The 22,209-nt window shown below is 67.1% G+C and carries 21 protein-coding genes; 14 read left to right on the forward strand and 7 right to left on the reverse strand.

Features of this window, described 5'->3' with window-relative positions; all coding sequences use genetic code 11:
* Positions 1 to 72: 72 nt before the first annotated feature.
* Both ACZY08_RS07125 and ACZY08_RS07130 read right to left on the reverse strand, forming a co-directional pair.
* The gene (locus ACZY08_RS07125) at positions 73 to 1,203 is read right to left on the reverse strand and encodes a glycosyltransferase family 4 protein (protein WP_463743838.1); all 1,131 of its coding nucleotides are present in this window, start codon (positions 1,201 to 1,203) and stop codon (positions 73 to 75) included.
* A gap of 35 nt (positions 1,204 to 1,238) precedes the next feature.
* Positions 1,239 to 1,838 (reverse strand): nitroreductase family protein, encoded by a 600-nt coding sequence (locus ACZY08_RS07130; RefSeq protein WP_463743839.1) that lies wholly within the window; start codon positions 1,836 to 1,838, stop codon positions 1,239 to 1,241.
* 87 nt (positions 1,839 to 1,925) lie between these two features.
* On the opposite strand from ACZY08_RS07130, the gene ACZY08_RS07135 reads away from it, so the two are divergent.
* The 12 genes from ACZY08_RS07135 (at position 1,926) to egtE (ending at position 13,207) form a co-directional block, all read left to right on the forward strand.
* Positions 1,926 to 3,191 carry an aspartate kinase gene (locus ACZY08_RS07135; protein WP_463743840.1) on the forward strand — a complete coding sequence of 422 codons (1,266 nt, stop codon included), beginning with the start codon at positions 1,926 to 1,928 and terminating at the stop codon, positions 3,189 to 3,191.
* A gap of 1 nt (position 3,192) precedes the next feature.
* On the forward strand, positions 3,193 to 4,227 hold the full coding sequence (locus tag ACZY08_RS07140; protein WP_463743841.1) for an aspartate-semialdehyde dehydrogenase: 1,035 nt from the start codon (positions 3,193 to 3,195) through the stop codon (positions 4,225 to 4,227).
* A gap of 74 nt (positions 4,228 to 4,301) precedes the next feature.
* A complete protein-coding gene (locus ACZY08_RS07145) occupies positions 4,302 to 5,369 on the forward strand; it encodes a DUF4185 domain-containing protein (protein WP_463743842.1) in 1,068 nt (355 codons plus the stop codon).
* A gap of 182 nt (positions 5,370 to 5,551) precedes the next feature.
* Positions 5,552 to 5,995: a hypothetical protein gene (locus ACZY08_RS07150; protein WP_463743843.1), complete on the forward strand. Its 444-nt coding sequence runs from the start codon at positions 5,552 to 5,554 to the stop codon at positions 5,993 to 5,995.
* Between the two features lie 50 nt (positions 5,996 to 6,045).
* A complete protein-coding gene (locus tag ACZY08_RS07155; RefSeq protein ID WP_463743844.1) occupies positions 6,046 to 6,486 on the forward strand; it encodes a Fur family transcriptional regulator in 441 nt (146 codons plus the stop codon).
* Positions 6,487 to 6,609: 123 nt separating this feature from the next.
* The gene (locus tag ACZY08_RS07160) at positions 6,610 to 7,146 is read left to right on the forward strand and encodes an LppU/SCO3897 family protein (protein WP_463743845.1); all 537 of its coding nucleotides are present in this window, start codon (positions 6,610 to 6,612) and stop codon (positions 7,144 to 7,146) included.
* 17 nt (positions 7,147 to 7,163) lie between these two features.
* Positions 7,164 to 7,805 carry a sensor domain-containing protein gene (locus ACZY08_RS07165; RefSeq protein WP_463743846.1) on the forward strand — a complete coding sequence of 214 codons (642 nt, stop codon included), beginning with the start codon at positions 7,164 to 7,166 and terminating at the stop codon, positions 7,803 to 7,805.
* Positions 7,806 to 7,880: 75 nt separating this feature from the next.
* Positions 7,881 to 9,152 carry an ergothioneine biosynthesis glutamate--cysteine ligase EgtA gene (egtA, locus tag ACZY08_RS07170; RefSeq protein WP_463743847.1) on the forward strand — a complete coding sequence of 424 codons (1,272 nt, stop codon included), beginning with the start codon at positions 7,881 to 7,883 and terminating at the stop codon, positions 9,150 to 9,152.
* Entirely contained in the window at positions 9,149 to 10,438 is a 1,290-nt protein-coding gene (gene egtB, locus ACZY08_RS07175) for an ergothioneine biosynthesis protein EgtB (protein WP_463743848.1), read from the forward strand. Before egtA ends, egtB begins: the two co-directional genes overlap by 4 nt.
* Positions 10,438 to 11,133 carry an ergothioneine biosynthesis protein EgtC gene (gene egtC / locus ACZY08_RS07180; RefSeq protein ID WP_463743849.1) on the forward strand — a complete coding sequence of 232 codons (696 nt, stop codon included), beginning with the start codon at positions 10,438 to 10,440 and terminating at the stop codon, positions 11,131 to 11,133. The genes egtB and egtC overlap by 1 nt, the downstream gene beginning before the upstream one ends.
* Positions 11,130 to 12,095, forward strand: a complete 966-nt coding sequence (egtD, locus tag ACZY08_RS07185; protein ID WP_463743850.1) for an L-histidine N(alpha)-methyltransferase — start codon at positions 11,130 to 11,132, stop codon at positions 12,093 to 12,095. The genes egtC and egtD overlap by 4 nt, the downstream gene beginning before the upstream one ends.
* Entirely contained in the window at positions 12,092 to 13,207 is a 1,116-nt protein-coding gene (gene egtE, locus ACZY08_RS07190) for an ergothioneine biosynthesis PLP-dependent enzyme EgtE (RefSeq protein ID WP_463743851.1), read from the forward strand. Before egtD ends, egtE begins: the two co-directional genes overlap by 4 nt.
* A 140-nt stretch (positions 13,208 to 13,347) precedes the next feature.
* On the opposite strand, the gene ACZY08_RS07195 is transcribed toward egtE, so the two are convergent.
* Together ACZY08_RS07195 and ACZY08_RS07200 are read right to left on the reverse strand one after the other, a co-directional pair.
* Positions 13,348 to 14,031, reverse strand: coding sequence for a class I SAM-dependent methyltransferase (locus ACZY08_RS07195; protein ID WP_463743852.1), 684 nt, complete (start codon positions 14,029 to 14,031; stop codon positions 13,348 to 13,350).
* Between the two features lie 18 nt (positions 14,032 to 14,049).
* On the reverse strand, positions 14,050 to 15,519 hold the full coding sequence (locus tag ACZY08_RS07200; RefSeq protein WP_463743853.1) for a glutamate-cysteine ligase family protein: 1,470 nt from the start codon (positions 15,517 to 15,519) through the stop codon (positions 14,050 to 14,052).
* 48 nt (positions 15,520 to 15,567) lie between these two features.
* On the opposite strand from ACZY08_RS07200, the gene ACZY08_RS07205 reads away from it, so the two are divergent.
* Positions 15,568 to 16,725: an acyltransferase family protein gene (locus ACZY08_RS07205; RefSeq protein WP_463743854.1), complete on the forward strand. Its 1,158-nt coding sequence runs from the start codon at positions 15,568 to 15,570 to the stop codon at positions 16,723 to 16,725.
* On the opposite strand, the gene ACZY08_RS07210 is transcribed toward ACZY08_RS07205, so the two are convergent.
* Entirely contained in the window at positions 16,699 to 17,397 is a 699-nt protein-coding gene (locus tag ACZY08_RS07210; RefSeq protein ID WP_463743855.1) for a DUF5336 domain-containing protein, read from the reverse strand. The genes ACZY08_RS07205 and ACZY08_RS07210 overlap by 27 nt on opposite strands.
* A gap of 15 nt (positions 17,398 to 17,412) precedes the next feature.
* Positions 17,413 to 19,131 carry a type VII secretion protein EccE gene (gene eccE / locus ACZY08_RS07215; protein WP_463743856.1) on the reverse strand — a complete coding sequence of 573 codons (1,719 nt, stop codon included), beginning with the start codon at positions 19,129 to 19,131 and terminating at the stop codon, positions 17,413 to 17,415.
* Between the two features lie 62 nt (positions 19,132 to 19,193).
* On the opposite strand from eccE, the gene eccB reads away from it, so the two are divergent.
* Positions 19,194 to 20,693 (forward strand): type VII secretion protein EccB, encoded by a 1,500-nt coding sequence (gene eccB / locus ACZY08_RS07220; RefSeq protein ID WP_463743857.1) that lies wholly within the window; start codon positions 19,194 to 19,196, stop codon positions 20,691 to 20,693.
* A gap of 9 nt (positions 20,694 to 20,702) precedes the next feature.
* On the opposite strand, the gene eccD is transcribed toward eccB, so the two are convergent.
* On the reverse strand, positions 20,703 to 22,208 hold the full coding sequence (gene eccD, locus ACZY08_RS07225) for a type VII secretion integral membrane protein EccD (RefSeq protein WP_463743858.1): 1,506 nt from the start codon (positions 22,206 to 22,208) through the stop codon (positions 20,703 to 20,705).
* Position 22,209 lies beyond the last annotated feature (1 nt).

The raw sequence follows: 22,209 nt of genomic DNA on the forward strand, positions 1-22,209 counted from the left end.
ACGCCCTCGGTGCCAAACCCGCCATTGCTGTCAGAGCTGGCAGGACGGAGAGGACCGATCGCCTGGGAATGGTCACCGCCCCGTCCCGAGAAGTTCTGCGCAGATGGTTTCCGCCGCGGTGGTGGGCTTGATCTGACACTGCCTGCTGTTCACGTGAGCCCACCCCCGCTCAACCAAACCTGACCTGGCGGTGTCGTCGCGGCAGTATGTGCGGAGAAGCTCAGCCAGTGTTCGGTAGGCGTAGGGGTCGAAGTACTCGGCGCCATCGCCGCAAGTTTCCCGCAACGAAGGGATGCTCGACGCCAAAACGGCTGTGTGGGATGCCATCGCCTCGAGCGGTGGTAGTCCAGCACCCTCGTAAAGGGAGGGCATTACCAATAGATCTGCGCCTGCGACCATCGCCCGTAGCGTCTCGAACTCCAATCTCCCGATCATCTGAACCCGGTCGGCCAGCTCGGTCGCGTAGCCCACAAGGCGCTCGTCGAGGTTTCGGACCGACTCACCTGCGCCTGCGATCACCAGCTTTTGCGGGATCTCCGAGGCGATCTCTCGAAACGCCTCGAACAGGATAGGAAGGTTCTTGTGCCATTTGGCATTGCCGACGAAGAGGATGTACCTGCCCTCCACGGGGGTCAACGCAGCGTCCGAAGAGGTGAGCCAGGCTTCTCCGACCGGGATCGGCGTCACTACCGTCTGCGCTTTCGGCGATACCTCGGCCAAAGCCTTCGCGGTCGCCTGTGACGGTGTGAAGATCTTTCTGCACCTCCGTGCATCCATGGAGATCATCGCGCGCGCGTAGGCGCGGTACGCGAAATTCTTCCCGGAGACACTCTGAGGTTGCAGATGCAAGATGTCGTGAATCGTGACAAATAGTTTCGTATGGCTGTTGCCACGGCCGAGAATTGCAAGTGGAAAGGGGTAGTGCGGTAGCCACAACGCCCTCGGGCGAAGGCTTTTCAAGGCGTGACGCCACACCTGCTGCTCGCCCGCCGAGTACATCCCCGCGTTCGACGGCTTCGCGAATGCCACTGTGGTGCCGCCGTCCAGTGGCGGTTCCTTACCCTCGTCGATGAGCACGCCGAGCGAAAGACCTTGTTGGGCCAGCGTCTTCTCTACGGTCGGCAACTCGGTCCGGATATATGTGCCGATACCGCTCTGATTGATATGTCGGGCGTCGAGCAGTAGGTCGATGTGCTCTGCCATGGATCCAACGGTAGCGTCAATCCTGTACGAATTTGTCAGTCGAGCGGAATTCCCCAACGCGTGCCAAATGTGATCTGCTCCAGCGGCAACCGCTCCCGGGGTCGGCCGTCGCGCTCGGCAATTTCTTCTCCCATTTCGGAATAGTCACCCAACGTCCCCACCGCAACCACGGCAAGCGGTCGCACGCCTTCCGGGATGCCGAACGCTGCCCGGGCGCCCTCGACGTCGAAGCCGGCCATCGGATGGACGACGAGCCCGCGGGACACCGCCTCGACGGTCAGTTGCGCGATCGCCGCTCCGGCGTCGACTGCCGCATATAAGGCCGTCCTCGCATCTTCTCCCTGGTCCGTACACACCAGAACCAGCGCCGAGGCCGCATGGGCGTAGCTGTTGCCGCGCTTGAGCAGGCCGGCCAGTGTGGTGAATGTCTCGTCATCTCTGATCCCGACCACGAACCGCACCGGCTGGCGGTGGCCCCAGCTGGCTGCCCAGCGCGCGGCCTCCAGAAGTGCGGTGAGCTGGTCAGCGTTGATGGAGGCGTCGGGGTCGAAGGCCCGGGGGCTCCAACGGGCCGCGAGGTCGGGGTGGATCGGCACGCTGGTGCTGGCCAGGCGGCCGTTCGGCGTGTCAGGCACATCAGCCAAGCTACCGGCGGGGAAAACCGCGTGCGCGTCTCCCTTATCCTGTGTGGGACTCAATCCAGCTTTCTGAAGGGTTAGACAGTGGCGCTCGTCGTACAGAAGTACGGCGGATCCTCGGTATCGGATGCCGATCGGATCCGCCGCGTGGCCGAGCGCATCGTCGAGACGAAGAAGGCCGGCAACGATGTCGTCGTCGTGGTCTCCGCGATGGGCGATACCACCGACGACCTCCTCGACCTGGCCCGTCAGGTCTCCCCGGCCCCGCCCGCGCGTGAGATGGACATGCTGCTCACCGCGGGTGAGCGCATCTCCAATGCTCTGGTCGCGATGGCCATCGAGTCCCTGGGCGCGCAGGCCCGCTCGTTCACCGGCTCGCAGGCCGGCATTGTCACCACCGGCATCCACGGCAACGCCAAGATCATCGACGTCACCCCCGGCCGCCTGCGCGATGCGCTGGACGAGGGCGTCATCGTGCTGGTCGCCGGGTTCCAGGGCGTCAGCCAGGACAGCAAGGACGTCACCACCATGGGCCGCGGCGGCTCCGACACCACCGCCGTCGCGCTGGCCGCCGCCCTCAAAGCCGACGTCTGCGAGATCTACACCGACGTCGACGGAATCTTCACCGCCGACCCGCGCATCGTGCCCAATGCCCGCCACCTCGACACCGTCTCCTTCGAGGAGATGCTCGAGATGGCCGCGTGCGGCGCCAAGGTGCTCATGCTGCGCTGCGTGGAATACGCCCGCCGGTACAACGTTCCGATTCACGTGCGCTCGTCGTACACGGACAAGCCCGGCACCATCGTCAAAGGATCGATCGAGGACATCCCCATGGAAGACGCCCTTCTGACCGGAGTAGCCCACGACCGCGGGGAGGCCAAGGTCACCGTCGTCGGCGTCCCGGACGTGCCCGGCTATGCCGCCAGGGTGTTCCGCGCGGTCGCCGACGCCGACGTGAACATCGACATGGTGCTGCAGAACATCTCCAAGGTGGAGGACGGCAAGACCGACATCACCTTCACCTGCCCGATGGACAACGGGCCTGGCGCGGTGCAGAAGCTGACCTCGCTGCAGGACGAAATCGGGTTCAGCCAGGTGCTGTACGACGACCACATCGGCAAGGTGTCGCTGGTCGGCGCGGGCATGCGCAGCCATCCCGGCGTCACCGCGAAGTTCTGTGAGGCGCTGGCCGAGGTCGGCGTCAACATCGACCTGATCTCCACGTCGGAGATCCGCATCTCGGTGCTGGTGAAGGACACGGATCTCGACACCGCTGTCTCCGCCCTGCATGACGCCTTCGACTTGGGCGGCGACGACGAGGCCGTGGTCTACGGCGGAACGGGGCGCTGAGATGGTTTCGATCGGTGTCATCGGTGCTACCGGCCAGGTCGGCCAGGTCATGCGCGCCCTGTTGGAGCAGCGGAACTTCCCGGCCAGCTCGGTCCGGTTCTTCGCTTCAGCCCGTTCCGAGGGCAAGAAGCTGACGTTCCGCGGCCAGGAGATCGAGGTCGAGAACAGCGAGACCGCCGACCCGTCGGGTCTCGACATCGCCCTGTTCTCCGCCGGTGCGACGATGTCGCGCGTGCAGGCCCCGCGGTTCGCCGCGGCGGGCGCCGTCGTCGTCGACAACTCGTCGGCGTGGCGCAAGGACCCCGAGGTACCCCTCGTCGTCAGCGAGGTCAACTTCAAGCGCGACGGCGGCAACCGCCCCAAAGGCATCATCGCCAACCCGAACTGCACCACCATGGCCGCGATGCCGGTGCTCAAGCCGCTGCACGAGGAGGCCGGGCTGACCCGGTTGATCGTGTCGAGCTATCAGGCGGTGTCGGGCAGTGGGCTGGCCGGTGTCGAGGAGCTCGCGTCGCAGACCCGCGCGGTGGTCGACGGTGCCGAGCAGCTGGTGCATGACGGCTCGGCTCTGCAGTACCCGCAGCCGGTGAAATACGTCGCGCCCATTGCGTTCAACGTGATCCCGCTGGCCGGTTCACTGGTCGACGACGGCTCCGGCGAGACCGACGAGGACCAGAAGCTGCGCAACGAGAGCCGCAAGATTCTCGGCATCCCCGAGCTCTTGGTCAGCGGTACCTGTGTGCGGGTTCCGGTGTTCACCGGACACTCGCTGTCGATCAATGCCGAGTTCGCTCAGCCGCTTTCGGTCGAGCGCGCCAAGGAACTGTTGGGCGCTGCGCCGGGTGTGAAGCTGGTCGATGTGCCGACCCCGTTGGCCGCCGCCGGTATCGACGAGTCCCTGGTCGGCCGGATCCGGCAAGACCCGGGTGTGCCCGAGGGGCGTGGCCTTGCATTGTTCGTGTCCGGCGACAACCTGCGAAAAGGTGCTGCGCTGAACACGATTCAAATCGCCGAGTTGCTGGCCGCCGAGCTCTAAGCGTCGCCTTGCGCCGAAACCGCATTCCAGCAGGCGTTCTCTCGATCTTTCTCTGCTGGAATGCCATTTCGGCGATGCCGGCAGCAGGTGCGACCCCGGGCTTCGGGGATCTCGTCGTGCCGCCGCTGGCTCCGGGTCAGGTGTTGCGGATCGGCCCGAGTGCCGGAACCGGTACGCCCACCCGTGATTACGGTATCGGCGCGACGGATCTGTGTGAGTTCATGGAGTTCCCCAGCCGGGTGCTCCAGGTGTGCGGTGACAGCTTCGCGGGACAGGCCGTGGGCTTCGGCGGCTGGCACTCGCCGGTGGCGTTGCACGTCGATGCCGATTCGATCGAGGATGCCGGCGGCGTGCGCTACCGGGGCGTTACCGGGGTGGACAAACCGCTGCTGGCCGACGCCGCGCCGGCCGGTTCGTCGCAGTTGCCTGCCGGCGTGATCTCCATCAACCGCGAGAACTACATGTTGGTGACCACCACCAAGGATCTCCGGCCGCAGAGCTCCCGATTGGTGAAAGCCGATGCAGCGCAGCCAAATTGGCCGACGGTGCCCGGTTCGGTACGTGATGCCAAGTACCAGGGCGGGGCCCAGACGCAGATCACCGGTTACTACGACCCGGTCCCGGCGCCGGACTCACCGAGCGGGTGGGTGTACATCGTGGCCAACAATTTCGACCGCAGCGGTCCGCCTTTCCTGTACCGGGCCAGCCCGAAGACCTTCACCGACCGTGCGAGCTGGCAGGGTTGGTCGTCGGCGGGTGGCTGGGGCAAGCCCCCGACCGCGTTGTTCTCCGACCGGGTGGGCGAGATGAGCATCCGCCAGATCGATGGCAAGCCGGTGCTGTCCTACTTCAACGCCACCAACGGAAACATGGAGGTGCGGGTCGCCTACGACCCCACGGGTTTGGGTACCGCACCCGTGACCACAGTGGTGTTCGCCAGCGCCTGGCCTGACCCTGTCGACGCGTTGCCCCCGCCGGAGATCAACGAGTTGGCCCAGCCCTACGGCGGCTACATCTCACCGGGATCCACGCTGGATCAGGTCAGGGTCTTCATCAGCCAGTGGAACACCATGGCCCGCGGCGGCACCCCGTACCGCGTGATCCAGTACGCGGTGAATCCGTTCAAGCCTTGGGGGCAGTAGCCGGGCACGCTTGGCACGCCTTACGCCGTTTTCTACCGTGGGGCTGTGGTTCGTGCGTCCGCGCAGCCGTGGTGTGGAAAGCGGCGGCGCGGACCCACCTGAGCAGTAGCTCCCGGGACTTTCAAAGCTGATTCACAGCCAATTCTTGATCTGCACCTCAGCAGTGCTCGCATGCTCGTGACATGACTGAAACACCTTCCGATCCTGCGACCGAACCAGTCGCGGCAGCGCCGGCGACCGTGGTCGTCCCTCCCGCCCCGCCCGCCGAGAACAAGCCGAGCCGGCTCATGCAAGCGCTCGCGTGGGTGGGCATTGCCGCCGGCAGCGTTTTCATCGTGGCTGTCGTCTTCGGCACCGGCTTCTTCCTCGGCGCACATTCCGGTGGGGGCGGGCATCACCATCGCGGCGGCCATGACCGTGGCGGCATGATGATGTTCCACCACGGTGGACCCGGAGGTGGTCCGGGGCAGATGGGGCCGCGCCACGGAATGATGCCGCCGTGGGGTCCGGGTGGCCCCGGCGGGTTCGGTCCAGGTGGGCAGGGTGGTCCCGGTGGACCTGGTCCGGGCAACGGCTCTGAGCGCACTGAGACCCCGCCGACACCCGGGCAGCCCGCGCGACCATAATCACAGCCCACTCTTTTGGACTGACTCCAAAGAGCGCGCATACTGGAGCCGTGACCACGGTGCATCAACACGACCCCAAGGCCCTGTTGCGGGCTGCTGGGCTGCGCGTGACTGCACCGCGGGTCGCGGTTCTCCAGGCGCTGGCCGACCATCCGCATTCGACTGCAGACGATGTGGCCGGGCTGGCCCGCGAGAACCTCGGTTCGGTGTCGACCCAGGCGGTCTACGACGTCCTGCGGGCCTGCGTCAACGCGGGCCTGGTCCGTCGGATCGAACCGGCCGGTTCCTCGGCACGTTATGAGACGCGCGCCGGCGACAATCATCATCACCTGGTTTGCCGGGTGTGTGGTGTGGTTGCCGATGTCGACTGCGCGGTGGGGGAGGCGCCCTGCCTGGAGCCGTCTGACCTGGCCGGTTTCGCCGTCGATGAGGCGGAGGTCGTGTTCTGGGGAATCTGTGCCGATTGCCAGAAGGCCGCCGTCACCACATAAGACCACTCTGCAGCCCAACGGACGCCCCGGCCACCTCCCCTTGTGGCCGGGGCGCCTTGGTATTCGGCGGTATTCGGCCAAGCGCTGGGCAGGCGACTGGGAATCGTGAGATTCTCGCTAACCATGACGCGCAATCGGCTGGTGGTGGTTGCCGCACTGGTCGCGGTGCCGGTGCTGGCCGCCGGCTGCGGTGCGGGCGCCGAATCCGAACCCGAGCGCGGCGCGGCCATGGTCTTCGCTGTGGGTGATTGCGTGAGTGTCCCGGCCACCACACCAGCAGCCCCCGAAGTGACCCGGGCCGGCAAGGTGTCCTGCAACGTCGACCCCAGCTACACCGTCGGGGCCATCGCCGACGGCACCGGGGCCTGCCCGAGCGCCGAGTATCAGCATCTGCCTGCCGAACTCGCCGACCCGTCGACCGCGCGGCTGTGTCTGGTTCCCAATCTGGTGGCCAATCACTGTTATGAACTCGGCATGCCCGCGGGCGTGGTGGAGCTGGCTGATTGCGCGGTGCGCTCCGACCGTGGCCCGGGTGTGATGGTCGAGGTGACCAGGCGTCTCGACGTGCGGGACGGTTCGGCCTGTCCCGCCGAAACCGGGCACTACGCCTGGCCTTATCCGTCGCCGGCGCGAACCTACTGCACGCGCACGGTTCACTAACTGGCATGATCGAGGCCATGCGTGCCCTGACTGTCGGTTTCGGGCTGGCCGGTCTCGCGCTGGCATTGGCTGCACCTGCTGGTGCGCGTCCCTCGGATCCTGGTGTGGTGTCTTATGCCGTCATGCCGAAGGGTTCGGTGGGCAACATCATCGGTGCCCCGATGACGTGGGAGTCCGAGTTCACCGTCCCCTTCCAAGGCTTCTCGGTCGAGAACCCGGTGTGCAACAACTGGGCCGATATCGGCCTGCCCGAGGTGTACAACGATCCGGACCTCGCCTCGTTCAACGGCGCCACCACGCAGACGGCGGGTGACGACCAGAGTCATTACGTCAAGCAGGCCGTCGGGGTGTTCGCCACACCGGAGGCCGCTGAGCGCGCGTTCCATCGGGTGGTGGACCGCACCAACGGGTGCTCGGGCCAGACCACCGCGATGCACCTGGACAACTTCGTCACCCAGGTGTGGACCTTCACCGGCGGCCCGGCGAGCGCCACCGACGCCGATTGGGTGAAACAGGAAGCCGGCACGGACCGTCGCTGTTTCAACACCACCCGCAAACGGGAAAACGTCCTGCTACAAGCCAAGGTATGCCAGTCCGGCAACGCCGGCCCCGCGGTCAATGTCCTTGCCGGTGCCATGCAGAACACCTTGGGGCAGTAGAAGTTGTCGGTGCTATCTGGATGATGGAACACAACCGAGCCGTTTGAGACGGTGACGTCCGGGAGGGTGGTGGCCATGGCAGAACCCGTCAGGGCTGGTCCGGCTCGGCTCACTCCCGTCGAGTTCACCAGCGCCGAACAGGCCGCTGACTTCATCGAAGCCTGCTGTCTGGACGACGTACCGGTCGGGCAGGTGGGTCTGGAGATCGAGGCGCATTGTTTCGACGTCGAGGATCCGCTGCGGCGCCCGGGCTGGGATGAGCTCTCCGAGGTCATCGCTTCGATTCCCGCGCTGCCCGGTGGCAGTCGCATCACCGTCGAGCCGGGCGGTGCGATCGAACTGTCCGGACCGCCTGCCGACGGTCCTTCGGCAGCGATCACCGGACTGCTGGCCGACCGAGCCGTGCTGCGTTCGGAGTTCGAACACCGCGGTCTGGGCCTGGTCCTGCTGGGCGCCGATCCGGTACGGCCCACCCAACGGGTCAACCCCGGCCCGCGCTATGAGGCCATGGAGCAGTTCTTCGCGGCCAGCGGATCGGCCGATGCGGGCGCTGCGATGATGACGTCGACCGCGTCGGTTCAGGTCAACCTCGACGCCGGCCCGCGGGACGGCTGGGCTCAGCGGGTACGGCTGGCCCACGCGCTAGGTCCGACGATGATCGCCATCACCGCGAACTCGCCGATGCTCGGCGGACAGTTCACCGGCTGGCAGTCCTCTCGGCAGCGGGTGTGGGGGCAGCTGGATTCCGCGCGCTGCGGGCCGATCCTCGGCGCCGACGGCGATGATCCGGTCAGTGACTGGGCGCGCTATGCGCTGCGGGCGCCGGTGATGCTCGTCAACACCCCGGATGCCGTCCCGGTGACCAACTGGGTCCCGTTCGCCGACTGGGCCGACGGACGCGCGGTGCTCGGCGGCCGCCGTCCCACCGAAGCGGACCTCGAGTACCACCTGACCACGTTGTTCCCGCCGGTGCGGCCGCGGCGCTGGCTGGAGATCCGCTATCTCGACAGCGTGCCGGACGCCTTGTGGCCCGCCGTGGTGTTCACGCTGACCACTCTCCTCGACGATCCGGGGGCCGCCGCGATCGCGACCGAGGCGACGGCGCCGGTGGCCACCGCATGGGACCGGGCCGCCCGCATCGGACTGGCCGATCGCCGGCTGCAGGAATCGGCGGTCGCATGTGTGTCGGCCGCGGCGCAGCGGGCCCCGGCGGGGTTGGCGGAATCGATGGCGCAGTTGACGCGTTCGGTCCAGGAGGGACGCTGCCCGGCCGACGATTTCGCCGATCGGGTGGTGGCTCACGGAATCGCTTCTGCGATGGGCCTACTGGTGAAGGGTGAGCTTTGACCACACGCGAGGCGCTGGCTCAGCAGCTCACCAGAGCGCGGGAACGCACCCTGCGCCTGGTCGACTTCGACGATGCCGAACTGCATCGCCAGTACAGCCCGTTGATGAGCCCGTTGGTCTGGGATCTCGCCCACATCGGTCAGCAGGAGGAGTTGTGGCTGCTGCGGGGCGGCAACGCGGACCGTCCGGGCATGCTGGCCCCGGAGGTGGACCGGCTCTACGACGCCTTCGTGCACTCCCGCGCCAGCCGCGTCGAACTTCCGCTGCTGCCACCGACAGACGCACGAACCTATTGCGCGACGGTCAGATCGCGTGCACTCGACGCGCTCGATTCCCTGGACGCCGATGACTCCGGGTTCAACTTCGGTCTGGTGATCAGCCATGAGAACCAGCACGACGAGACCATGCTGCAGGCACTGAACCTGCGGTCCGGGCCGCCGCTGCTCGACGCCGGCAGCGCGTTGCCCACCGGCCGGCCCGGGCTGGCCGGCACCTCGGTGCTGATCCCGGGCGGGCCGTTCGTGCTCGGCGTCGACGAACTGACGGAACCGCATTCACTGGACAACGAGCGTCCGGCGCATATCGTCCAGCTGCCTCCCTTCTATATCGGGCGCGTCCCGGTCACCAATGCCGAATGGCGCGAATTCATCGACGACGGCGGCTATCAGCAGCCCCGTTGGTGGTCTTCGCGCGGGTGGGCGCATCGCCAGGAGGCCGGTCTGACCGCACCTCAGTTCTGGGGTCCCGACGGCACCCGTACCAGGTTCGGCCACATCGAGACCATCCCGGCCGACGAACCGGTCCAGCACGTCACGTTCTTCGAGGCCGAGGCGTACGCCGCCTGGGCCGGAGCCCGGCTGCCCACCGAAGTCGAATGGGAGAAGGCCTGCGCCTGGGATCCGGTGGCCGGCGCGCGACGCCGGTTCCCGTGGGGCACTTCCGAACCCACCGAGGCGCTGGCCAACCTCGGGGGTGAGGCGCGTCGGCCCGCTCCGGTGGGGGCGTATCCGGCCGGCGCGTCAGCCTACGGCGTCGAGCAGATGTTGGGTGATGTCTGGGAGTGGACCACGTCGCCGCTGCGGCCGTGGCCAGGCTTCACCCCGATGGTCTATGACCGCTACACCGAGCCCTTCTTCGACGGCAATGGGGCCGGCGACTACCGGGTCCTGCGCGGCGGTGCGTGGGCGGTGTCCGCCGATATCCTGCGACCGAGCTTCCGCAACTGGGACCATCCGATCCGGCGGCAGATTTTCTCGGGTGTACGCCTGGCCTGGGATGCTCTCTGATGTGCCGGCATATCGGGTGGCTGGGCGCGCCGCGATCGGTGGCCTCGCTGGTGTTGGATCCGCCGCAGGGACTCCTGGTGCAGTCGTATGCACCGCGTCGCCAGAAGCACGGGTTGATGAACGCCGACGGTTGGGGTGCAGGGTTTTTCTCGCCTGACGGTGTGGCGCGTCGGTGGCGCAGTGACAAACCGCTGTGGGGCGACACGTCGTTCGCCTCGGTGGCGCCGGCGTTGAGCAGTGGATGCGTGGTCGCGGCCGTGCGTTCGGCGACCATCGGCATGCCGATCGAACCCTCGGCCTCGGCGCCGTTCACCGACGGGCAATGGCTGCTGTCGCACAACGGAGTGGTGGACCGTGCGGTTCTGCCGCTGACCGGGGAGGCCGAATCCGTCGTGGACAGCGCGGTGCTGGCGGCGCTGATCTTCGCCCGTGGCCTGGATGCGCTGGGGCAGACGATTGCCGAAGTCGGCGCGCTGGATCCGAATGCCCGGCTGAACATCTTGGCCGCCAATGGTTCTCGATTGGTGGCCACCACCTGGGGCGATACCCTGTCGATGCTGCAACTGCCGGACGGCGTCGTGCTCGCGAGCGAACCCTACGACGACGATCCCGGCTGGTCCGACATCCCGGACCGCCACCTGGTGCACGTCTCTGACTCGCATGTCGAGCTCACCCCACTGAAAGGTTCGGTATGACGCTCAGCCTGTCCAACTATCTGGCCGCCGATTCGGCGGCCACCGCGCTGCGCCGCGATGTGCGCGACGGGCTGGCGCAGTCGCCGAAGATGCTGCCGCCCAAGTGGTTCTACGATTCGGTGGGCAGCGACCTGTTCGACCAGATCACCCGGCTGCCCGAGTACTACCCGACGCGCACGGAGGCGCAGATCCTGCGAGACCGCTCTTCGGAGATCACCGCGGCCGCCGGGGCGGACACTCTCGTCGAGCTGGGTAGCGGCACCTCGGAGAAGACCAGGATGCTGCTCGACGCGATGCGCGACGGCGGGCAGTTGAGTCGCTTCATCCCGTTCGACGTCGACGCCGGTGTGTTGCGGGCTGCCGGCGATGCCATCGGTCAGGAGTATCCGGGAATCGAAATCGATGCGGTGTGTGGTGATTTCGAAGAACACCTGGGCAAGATTCCGCCGGTCGGGCGCCGCCTGGTGGCGTTCCTCGGTTCGACGATCGGCAATCTGACGCCCGGTCCGCGGGCTGATTTCCTCGCATCGCTGGCCGAGACCCTGCAGCCCGGTGACAGCGTGCTGTTGGGCACCGACCTGGTCAAGGACGCCGACCGGTTGGTCCGCGCCTACGACGACAGTGCAGGCGTCACCGCGGCGTTCAACCGCAATGTGTTGTCGGTGGTGAACCGCGAGCTCGACGCCGATTTCGACCTCGACGCCTTCGAGCATGTCGCGAAGTGGAATGCCGACGAGGAACGCATCGAGATGTGGCTGCGGGCAGACGCGCCACAACAGGTCAGGATCTCCGGCTTGGATCTCGACGTCGCATTCGACGCCGGTGAGGAGATGCTGACCGAGGTGTCCTGCAAATTCCGGGCTGACGGAGTTGCCGATGAACTGGCGAAAGCCGGTTTGCGGCAGACTCATTGGTGGACCGATGAAGCCGGTGACTTCGGCTTGTCGCTGGCGGTGAAATGAGCCTCGCCCAGCAGTGGGCCGAAGCCCGCCCCAAGGTCGCCGGCCTGCATTTCGACAGCGGTGCCTGCTCGCGGCAGAGCCTTGCGGTCATCGATGCCGTCGCCGCGCATGCTCGCCATGAGGCCGAAGTCGGCGGGTATGTGGCCGCCGAAGCGGCTGCACCTGTGCTCGCGGCGGGGCGGGCAGCGGTCGCGGCACTGACCGGACTCGACGCCGCCGATGTGGTGTACACGTCGGGTTCCAACCACTCATTGGACTTGCTGCTCGGCAGTTGGCCGGGGGAGCGCACCCTTGCCTGCCTGCCCGGCGAGTTCGGGCCGAACCTCGCGGTCATGGCCGCCAACGGTTTCCAGGTGCGTGCGTTGCCCGTCGACGGGGACGGCCGCGTTGATGTCGACGTGGCGGCCCGCCAGTTCGCCTCTGATTCACCAGCTTTGGTGCACTTCACGGCGCTGGCCAGCCATCGCGGGGTGGCCCAGCCGTTGGCCGCGATGGTCGCGGTCTGCCGCGCGGCGGGCGTTCCTATCGTGGTGGATGCCGCGCAGGCGTTCGGGCATCTGGACTGCAACGTCGGTGCCGATGCGATCTACTCGTCGTCGCGCAAGTGGCTGGCCGGACCGCGCGGCGTGGGATTCCTCGCGGTGGCGCCGGAACTGGTTGCGCGGCTGCAGCGGCGGGTGCCGCCGGCGTCGTGGGACGTGCCGGTGACGGTGCTGCAGAGCTTCGAACACGGTGAGCACAATGCCGCGACCCGCATCGGCTACTCGGTTGCTCTGGGAGAACATCTGGCAGCTGGGCCGGAACTCGTCCGGGGTCGGCTTGCCGAGGTGGGTCGCGCGGCGCGGCAGGTGTTGGCCGGGGTGCCGGGATGGCGGGTCGTGGAACCCGTCGATGAGCCCACCGCGATCACTACTTTGGAACCCACTGCCGGCGCCGATCCGACCGCGGTGCGGGCCTGGTTGATCGCCGAGCGCGGAATCGTCACCACCGCATGTGAAATCGCGCGGGCACCGTTCGAGATGACCAAGCCGGTGCTGCGGATCTCACCGCATGTCGACACGACTGCCGAGGATTTGGAGCAGTTCGCCGGGGTGCTGCGGGACGCACCTTAGAGTCGCGTCGTGATGACGGCCTGATGGTTCCGTCAGATATCGCGAATCGGCGGCAAGCTCCGCGTGAGTAACGCTGTGGCGATTCTGGGCGCGGATCTCCGCCAGTGCGTTACTCACGCGAACACCAAAGGGTGGTGGCCTCAGCCTGCCTTGTGCGCAGTCAGCAGGAATGCCGGGAACTTGATCCGGCCCTTGTCATCGAGGTCGTGTTCGGGCAACTCGAAGGGGACATCGGCGGGCAGTGCCATGGCATTGGCGTGGATGAAGGCCGGCCGGATGTCGTCGACCTCCCAGTACTTCGACACTGCGGCGCGCAATTCTTCTTCGGACACCTCGTTGGGCTTGGTCTCCAACTCGGCAGGGAACGCGCCCTTGGCGAACACCAGCACGTAGTAGTGCGCACCCGGCGCGGAGGCCCGGCGAATCGACTGCAGGTATCCGTCACGGCCTTCGACCGGCAGGGAGTGGAACAGGGTCGAGTCCACGACGGTGTTGAAGCGGCCGTCGTATCCGGTGAACGAGGTGATGTCGGCCTGGGCGAAACTGGCCGTCGACAGCCCGCGCACCTGTGCGGCATTGTTGGCCGCGGCGATCGCTGTCGGGCTCAGATCGAGCCCGACGACGGTGTAGCCGTCGGACGCGAGTGCCAATGACAACTCGGCATGCCCGCAGCCCGCGTCGAGGACATCGCTCTCGAACTTCCCGGCCCGGTGCAGCGCCGCAAGCTCGGGTTGTGGCTCACCGATATTCCACGGCGGCTGACCCTCGAAACCTGCTTCCCCCTTGTACGCGCCGTCCCAGTCCAGAACCTGTTCAGATGACATGATTCCAACGTACGCGTCTCAATCCCAGGTGTGGACGGGCTCATTGCTGTGCATCAGCTGCACATATCGCCGCAGCATCTCGGCCAGCGCCTCGGGCCTGGTCAACCCCCGTGACTGGAGGTCTTGCACCGTCGCGACCTGCCAGGTTGACCCGGTCTGGCCGGTCTTCGCCCGGCCTTCGATGACCCCCAGATAGCGGTCGCACACTTCGCCGGCCACACCCCAGCGGCGTAGCCCGTCGTGCGCCATCGGCAGTAGCCTGCGGAGCACCAATTCGTCCGGTGTCACCTCGCCCAGACCGGGCCAGTACAGCCGCGCGTCCAGGCCGTGCTGGGCGCCCTCGACGAAGTTGTGGTGGGCCGCGGCGAAGCTCATCTTGGTCCACAACGGCCGGTCTTCCTCCGACAGTGTCCGCAGCAGCCCGTAGTAGAAGGCCGCATTGGCCAGCATGTCCACGACGCTCGGCCCGGCCGGTAGCACCCGGTTCTCCACCCGCAGGTGGGGGACACCATCGACCACGTCGTACACCGGCCTGTTCCACCGGTAGATGGTCCCGTTGTGCAGCCGCAGCTCGGCCAGTTGCGGTGCCCGGCCCGCGGCGAGCTCGGCCACCGGATCCTCATCGGACAGCTCGGGCAACAGCGACGGGAAGTACCGCACGTTCTCTTCGAACAGGTCGAAGATCGAGGTGATCCACCGCTCGCCGAACCAGACCCGCGGCCGCACGCCCTGCGCCTTGAGCTCATCGGGTCGGGTGTCGGTGGACTGGGTGAACAGCTCGATGCGGGTCTCGGCCCACAGTTGATGGCCGAAGAAATAGGGCGAGTTGGCGCCCACCGCGAGCTGCGGCCCGGCCAGCACCTGGGCGGCGTTCCAGTTGCGGGCGAAGTCGGCCGGGGACACCTGCAGGTGCAACTGCATGCTGGTGCATGCGGACTCCGGTGCGATGGACGCCGACTGCAGGCTGAGGCGTTCCGGTCCGGAGATGTCGATGGGCATGTCCTCGCCGCGGGCGGTGAAGATCGAGTCGTTGAGGGCCTGATACCGCGTCGATTGGCTCATCCAGCCGTCGGACAGATGCTCGGGCATCAGAGTCGGCAGGATGCCCACCATCACGATGTGCGCGCCGTCCTCGCTGGCCTTGATCTCGGCGGCATTGAGGCTGCGCCGCACCTCGTCCTCAAGGTCCAGCGCCGCCCGGCCCGGCAGTGGACGTGGTGGGACGTTGAATTCGATGTTGTAGGCGCCCAATTCGGTCTGATAGGCCGGATCGGCGATGGAGGCGAGCACCTCCTGGTTGGTCATCGCGGGCTGGTACTCGTTGTCGACGAGGTTGCATTCGATCTCCATGCCGGTGAGCGGACGCTCGAACTCGAAACTCGACTGAGCCAGCATGGTCTCGAATACGTCCAGGCACAGCTGCACCTTGCGCCGGTACTCCTGCCGGTGCGCGCGGCTGAACTCGGTGTTCCGGACCTCTTCACCCACACCGCGATGCAACAACGCGAATGGTGGTGCGCGCAGCAGAATGGCCAAATGGCTTCAGGGGCGGAGGCGGGCCGACCAATGATCACGGAGGACGATCAGGGCGGGCTCGAGCAGGTCTCGCACGCGGATCGCATCGCCGGGCTCACCGGGGTGCGCGCGGTGGCGGCGCTGACGGTCATGGGAACCCATGCGGCGTATGGCACCGGTCTGCTCTCGCAGGGATACCTGGGCCTGATGAGCGCACGCCTCGAGGTCGGCGTGGCAATCTTCTTCGTGCTGTCGGGGCTGCTGCTGTTCCGTCCCTGGGTCCAGGCCGCCGCCACAGCCGCCGATGCGCCGAGCACTCGGCGTTATGTGCGAAATCGGTTCCGCCGCATCATGCCCGCCTACATCGTCACCGTCCTGCTCGTCTACGGCATCTACGAACTCCGGCCCGTGCAACCGAATCCCGGGCACACCTGGACAGGTCTGTTGCGCAATCTGACGCTGACCCAGATCTACAGCGACAACTACTTCACGGCCTACCTGCACCAGGGGTTGAGTCAGATGTGGAGCCTCGCGGTCGAGGTCGCCTTCTACGCGGTGTTGCCGCTGCTGGCCAATCTGTTGCTGGTGGTGTTGTGTCGCAGACGTTTTCGGCCGGTCCTGCTGTTGGTCGGGTTGGCGAGCCTGGCGGCGATCAGCCCGCTCTGGCTGGTACTGCTGCACAACACCGACTGGCTGCCGGTGGGCGGCGGGGCCTGGCTACCGCACTATCTGGTCTGGTTCGTCGGGGGAATGATGCTGGCGGTACTGGCGAGGATGGGCGTGCGCTGCTACGCGATGGCGGCGTTGCCCCTGGCCCTGGCCTGTTACCTGGTGGTCTCGACCCCGATCGCGGGTACCACCACGGCGCTCACCCTCGGCCTGGGCGAGGACGTGGCCAAGACCATGTTCTACGTGCTGATCGCCACGCTGGTGGTGGCACCGCTCGCGCTGGACGGCGACGGACTCTACGCGCGGGTGATGGGTAGCCGGCCGATGGTCGCCCTCGGCGAGATCTCCTACGAGATCTTCCTGCTGCACGTGGTCGCCATGGATCTGGTGATGGAGTTCGTGTTGGGCTGGAACGTGTACACCGGTTCGGCGACCGTGTTGTTCGTCGTGACCTTGGTGGTCACGGTGCCCTTCGCCTGGCTGCTACATCGGTTGACCCGGCCGCGCTGATTCGTCGGCGCGTTGCGGCACGTGCGGGACGGGCGACTGGGCCGGTCCCGCCCCGGCGCGCCCCGGCGGCGCGACGGACGCACTGGGCTGGGCCGGCGCTGCGGCCGCGGCCCGACCGTAATCCTGTTGCGGCGACAGCAGATCGGCGTAATCGCCGTACTGAGGTGTCGCCGGCGCCTGGGCGTGGGACTGGGCATAAGCCTGGCCATAGGCCTGCCCGTAGGCGCTGCGCTGCGCCGAATCCGGTTGTGCCACAGCGCTCTGCTGGTAGTACTGCTGCACCGCCTGGTTGTAGTAGTCGAGGTAGGCCTCGTACCCGCCGTCGGCGGTGGCCGCCGTCGGCTCCGGCGTGAGCCACAGGACCGCGGCGGCGGCCGCCATCTGTAATCCGTTGAGTATCACGATCGTGGTCAGCACCCACCCGGACTGATCGGTCACGACGCGCGACAGCGCGTCGAGGAAACCCGCAGCGGCCAGGAGGACGGTAAGCCATGGGCGGCCGGTCTGCTTGGGCAGCAATCCGAGAGCGGCAGTCAGGCCCGCCAGGACGGCGAACCGGACGTGCCAGTCGTTGCCACCACCGGCGGTCGCCGGTCCGAAGCTCACGCAGTAGCCGGCCAGGCCCAGCACCACCACCAGGATGGCCAGGTTGCGGGGAAGCGGATTGACCACGATCACTCCTTTACCTCAGTCGATGCTGTTCGCGGATGCTCTCAGATAACGCATCTCGTCGTCGGTGGCGACCATCGTGACGACCGCCGAGCCGGCCTGGGTGCTGACCTTGACGGTGTCGTGTTCCAGCGAGATCAGGTCGAGCACCACGTCGGCCTGTTCGGATGCCCGGGTGTTCGGCGGGGCGACGACCATGGCCGTGACCCCGATCCGCACCGACTGCTCCGGTACGCCGTCGAACACCTCGACGGTGTAGTTGCGCTCCGCGCCGGCCTGGATGGTGCGCCGATTGAAGTCGGCGACCCACAGCAGGTCATGGCGCCCGACCGCCTCGACCATGTCGCGCCAGAAGGCCGGACGCCGGCTGTGGACCAGCACCCGGGCACCCAGCGCCAGCGAGCGCAGCACCACCTGTTGGGCCAGGTGCAGGGTTCCCACGATCGCCACGCGGCGGATCTGCGGACCGAACAGTGGCAGTGCCACCGCACGTCCCTCCTGGTCTGCGCCGATCACCTGACCGCAGCCTGAGGCGGGCAGCGCCAGCTCACTCAGCGCGTCGACACGAAGGCCGGACGCCCAGTGCTCGATCTGCCCAGCCCCGGGAACAGCCGGAATCGGCAGGGTGGCGGCCAGTGCCGAGAACTGCTGGCCGTGCAGCGGCGTGAGACCACGCAGCTGGGTGGGGACGCGCACGTCACTGTCGAAGCGCACCAGTCCGCGCACCTGGACCACGTCCTGTTCCCCGCCGTGATCGGGGGCCTCACGCAGCGACAGGCACACCGTGGTGGAGTAACTGGGCACCGTCCACAACAACCCCAGGCCGGCCGTGGTCAGCATGTTCGGCTGCACGGCGAAGCTGGACAGGCGGAACTGACCTTCGCGGCAGTCCTCCCAGGTCTCCTCGACCGTGCCGAGACCCACCCCGTCGCTGAGCTGGTTGGTCGCCGCCGCGATGCCGCTCGCAGACAGGAATTGGGGCTGCAGGCCCGCCTCGGCCAGGCGATTGGCGACGCGCCGGGTGGCGGTGGTCGCGGCGCGCAGGATGCCGTCGCGGTCGCCACCTCGGCGCCGGACGGCCTCTGCGCAACGTGACGGGTTGAACCGCACGGCGATCCACACGGTGCGCTGCGCAATCGCGGGCAGCGGCCCCAGCACGGAGTCATACACCGCGGCGACATCGGTGTGGCCGGCCGAGCGGGCGCCCTGGCTGATGATGTCGATGGATTCCAGCGTGATGTCGAACTGGCGTAGGCAGTCCAGCAGGGCCTGCACCGGGACCATCTCGCCGGAAACGGTGACCCCCGGCTCCAAAACCGTCAGAGCCCTGGGGTTTTCGTCGATCTTGAGCAGCGACAGCAAAGTCGCGCCATTCCAACGGAATCCGATCTGTAGACCGTCGGGGGTGGGAACGTCGAACGGGTCGACAGGTAGGGAAGCGGGCCCGGTCTTACCGGTGCGCTTAGCTGTGCGCCGTCGTCGATTACGCAGAAACCTCCCGCGCACCGCCAGCGCCCGAGGCGCTGTCGCGCCTTTGGCTATCGGGGCGACGAGCAGCAAAGCGATCACCAGACCCGCGACCGCGCCCTGCCAGCCGGGCCGGTGCAGCCCCAGCGCGACGACGATGCCGACGACGACGAGTATTTGCAGGGCGATCAGGTCGGCCAGGGGGACGACCCGCTGCGGACCGGTATCGCCGGCGGCGGTCAGCTTTGCTGCGAAAGCCAATGGACGCATCGCATTTCAAATGGCCCCTCGGTTGTCATGTCGAGGTGGTGCGGACGTGCTATACCCTACGCATGCCAGCGCAAGTTACCACTCGCGCCCAGGTGAACGGCTACCGTTTCCTGCTCCGCCGGCTCGAGCACGCGCTCATCCGGGGCGATTCGCGGATGATCCACGACCCGATGCGGGGCCAGACCCGGGCACTGATCGTGGGGGCGGTGATCGCTGTCCTGATCACCGGGGCGGCGGCCGTGATGGCGTTCTTCAAGCCCGCTCCCAGTCTCGGCGATGCGCAGATCGTGCTGAGCAAGTCCAGCGGTGCGCCGTTCGTGCGGATCGGCGACCAGATCCATCCCGTGCTGAACCTGGCGTCGGCCCGTCTGATCGTCGGCAAGAACGACAGCCCCAAGCAGGTCGATGACAAGTTTCTCGACGCCGTACCCCGCGGCCCCATGGTCGGTATCGTCGGTGCGCCCGCCAGCATCAACCGTGGCGACGACATGGCGAAGTCGTCGTGGACAGTCTGCGACAACCTGCTGAGCCCGGCCGTCACGGAGACCACCGGCGCCCCCAGCCTGCAGACCACCGTGCTGGCCAACGACCCGGTGCTCGATGACGCAATCCGCCCGGTCGATCCCGCCGAGGCGATCCTCACCGAAACCGGCGGGACCACCTACCTGGTCTACCGCGGCGTGCGGGCTCCGATCGACGTGTCAGATCCGGTGCTGGTCAACGGACTTCACCTCCAAGGGGCGGCTACCCGGCCGATGTCGTTGTCGCTGCTCAACACCTTTCCCCTGGCCGATCCGATCCTGCCGGTGCAGATCCAAGGCTCGGGGGAGCCCGGCCCGCTGGGGCCCGACCATCCCGTCGGCGCCATCGTCAAGTCGGTCGACTCCCGAGGCGAACAGCTCTATGTCGTGTTACGCGAAGGTCTGCAGCCGGTGTCGCAGGCCACGGCCGACATCATCCGATACGGCGCGTCCGGCGAGGTGGCCACCGGGCAGGCCGCCGAGATCTCCCCGGCGACGCTGGCCGAGGTGCCGACCGTGCACCGATTGCCGGTCGACCACTACCCGCTGGTGTCCCCCCGGATCGTGTCGCCCAATCCCGATCGGGTGGCATGCATGGGCTGGCAGCGGTCCAACACCGATGCGCGGGCCGAGGTGCGGCTGCTGATCGGGCACCGTCTGCCCACCGCAGAGGGGGCGCAGACGGTCCGGCTGGCCAGTGCCGACGGCAGCGGGCCGGCGGTGGACTCGGTGTACCTGACCCCAGGGGCCGGGGAGTATGTACAGGCGACCGGCAACGACCCGGACAGCCGCTCGACGGGACAGTTGTTCTACGTCTCCGACACCGGAGTGCGGTACCACATCAAGGATTCGCCAACAGCCGAGGCGCTGGGGGTGGGTGGAGTCAAGGTTCCCGACGGCCCCGCCAATGCCCCGCAGTGGGCGCCGTGGCCGGTGGTATCGCTGCTACCGCCCGGGCCGGAACTGTCGCAGGAGGCGGCGCTCGTCGCGCACGACGGCATGGCCGCCGACCCGGACAGCACGAAGGTGTCGGCGGGCTGACCAGCCGTTCTACAGGCGCATCTCGCGGAAGAACGCGTAGACCCGGATTATCCAGAAGCACAGTGGGAAAAGCGATCCGACGGCGATGTACTCGAGTATCTCGACCTGCCGGCGCATCACCGGAGAGAACTCGCGCAATGGCGCGGCCAGCCCGCACGCCAGGATCAGCACCATCAGCGCGAGCAGCACGACCACCGCTCGGACCTGCCAACCCTCGACGGTCACCGCGGTCTTGAGGACCACGACGACCGCGATCGTCAACCCGCTGCCGATCAGTGTCGCCGATTGCACCAGGTCATGGTGGCCGCGGCCGCGCAGACACAGCACTGTCGCCACCATGACGGCGAAAACCGTCCCTTGCCAATAGAACCCATTGCTGACATCCACCGCCAGGTAGCAGCCCACCACGGCGGCCAGTGCGGCGGCGACCAGAATGCCGGTGAGGTGCTGGTTGGCCCGCCGCACCCGGCTGATCAGATCCTCTTCGGTGGGGATGATCTGCTTGCCGATCGCGTTGACGCCCTCGACGGTGGGGCCGCCCTGGGTCTCGATGTCGTCGAGTGGTTCGCCTGCCGTCGGAACCCGCGGGATCGGCAGTTTCGACAAGCCGATCGTCACCCGCGGGGCGAGGTAGACGACGATAACGGCAATGGTTGCGAGCAAAGCGCCCACCGTGCGGAAGGGCGGTTGCCACAGCAACATTGCCGCAGAACTGACGCCGCCGAAAATGCATGCCGCGATGATCGCGGTGTACACGGCGGATCCGGTTCCCGAAACCAGGAGCACCAGCAGGGCACCGAACGCGGTGAGGGCGAACGCCATCGGTAGGGAAGTGGTGCCGGAACCGTCGGGCACCACGAACAGTGCTCCCGCGAAGACCAGCGGCACCGACACGGCGGTGGTCCAGGCCGGTGCTGCGGTCACCGGCGACCGGTGCCCGACCAGGCAGGCCAGCAGCATCCCCAGCACACCGAGGGCCAGCACCGCTGCGGGCACCGCGGGCCGGCCTGCCCAGTGCGACAACACCGAAGCGAGCGTGACGGCGGCGGCCGCGGTGACCCCGAATCCGGCCAACGTGGGCGCATTGCCGGCGAACCAGCGACGTACCGCTCCCTGCTCGACGTCCTGGGTGTCGTCGACGTCGTCGAACAGCAGTGGACTGACCGGCTGGTTTGCCGCGCAGATCATCAGCAGATCGCCGTCGTGGATCCCTGCCTCGCCGAGTGAGAGGTGTGGGGCGATCGGTGCGCCGCCCAGCGGGGCCAGCGTCCACTGCCCGTCGGCAGCGTCAAATTCGATGATCGCGTCATTCGCGGAGATCTGTTCATTCGCGATATCGATGACATCGGGGATGTACTGGGCGATGCTGACGTGTGCAGGCAGCCCGACGTCGAGGTTCAGCTCGCCGACGACCAGCGTCAGCCGGCTGAGTTCGGGTTCAGCTTCGGGTTCGAGCTCTGACTCAAGTAGGGTCACAATCCGGTCGGCCTCCTGCGCAATGGGATTGCTCGACACG

This window comes from Mycobacterium sp. IDUB_9, from assembly GCF_055419505.1.

What these genes read in the sequence shown, in the direction of transcription:
- ACZY08_RS07125 (WP_463743838.1), bottom strand. Translation starts at nt 1,203, where the DNA reads ATGGCAGAGCACATCGACCTACTGCTCGACGCCCGACATATCAATCAG.
- ACZY08_RS07140 (WP_463743841.1), top strand. Translation starts at nt 3,193, where the DNA reads ATGGTTTCGATCGGTGTCATCGGTGCTACCGGCCAGGTCGGCCAGGTC.
- ACZY08_RS07145 (WP_463743842.1), top strand. Translation starts at nt 4,302, where the DNA reads ATGCCGGCAGCAGGTGCGACCCCGGGCTTCGGGGATCTCGTCGTGCCG.
- ACZY08_RS07150 (WP_463743843.1), top strand. Translation starts at nt 5,552, where the DNA reads ATGACTGAAACACCTTCCGATCCTGCGACCGAACCAGTCGCGGCAGCG.
- ACZY08_RS07160 (WP_463743845.1), top strand. Translation starts at nt 6,610, where the DNA reads ATGACGCGCAATCGGCTGGTGGTGGTTGCCGCACTGGTCGCGGTGCCG.
- ACZY08_RS07165 (WP_463743846.1), top strand. Translation starts at nt 7,164, where the DNA reads ATGCGTGCCCTGACTGTCGGTTTCGGGCTGGCCGGTCTCGCGCTGGCA.
- egtA (WP_463743847.1), top strand. Translation starts at nt 7,881, where the DNA reads ATGGCAGAACCCGTCAGGGCTGGTCCGGCTCGGCTCACTCCCGTCGAG.
- egtC (WP_463743849.1), top strand. Translation starts at nt 10,438, where the DNA reads ATGTGCCGGCATATCGGGTGGCTGGGCGCGCCGCGATCGGTGGCCTCG.
- egtD (WP_463743850.1), top strand. Translation starts at nt 11,130, where the DNA reads ATGACGCTCAGCCTGTCCAACTATCTGGCCGCCGATTCGGCGGCCACC.
- egtE (WP_463743851.1), top strand. Translation starts at nt 12,092, where the DNA reads ATGAGCCTCGCCCAGCAGTGGGCCGAAGCCCGCCCCAAGGTCGCCGGC.
- ACZY08_RS07195 (WP_463743852.1), bottom strand. Translation starts at nt 14,031, where the DNA reads ATGTCATCTGAACAGGTTCTGGACTGGGACGGCGCGTACAAGGGGGAA.
- ACZY08_RS07205 (WP_463743854.1), top strand. Translation starts at nt 15,568, where the DNA reads ATGGCTTCAGGGGCGGAGGCGGGCCGACCAATGATCACGGAGGACGAT.
- eccE (WP_463743856.1), bottom strand. Translation starts at nt 19,131, where the DNA reads ATGCGTCCATTGGCTTTCGCAGCAAAGCTGACCGCCGCCGGCGATACC.
- eccB (WP_463743857.1), top strand. Translation starts at nt 19,194, where the DNA reads ATGCCAGCGCAAGTTACCACTCGCGCCCAGGTGAACGGCTACCGTTTC.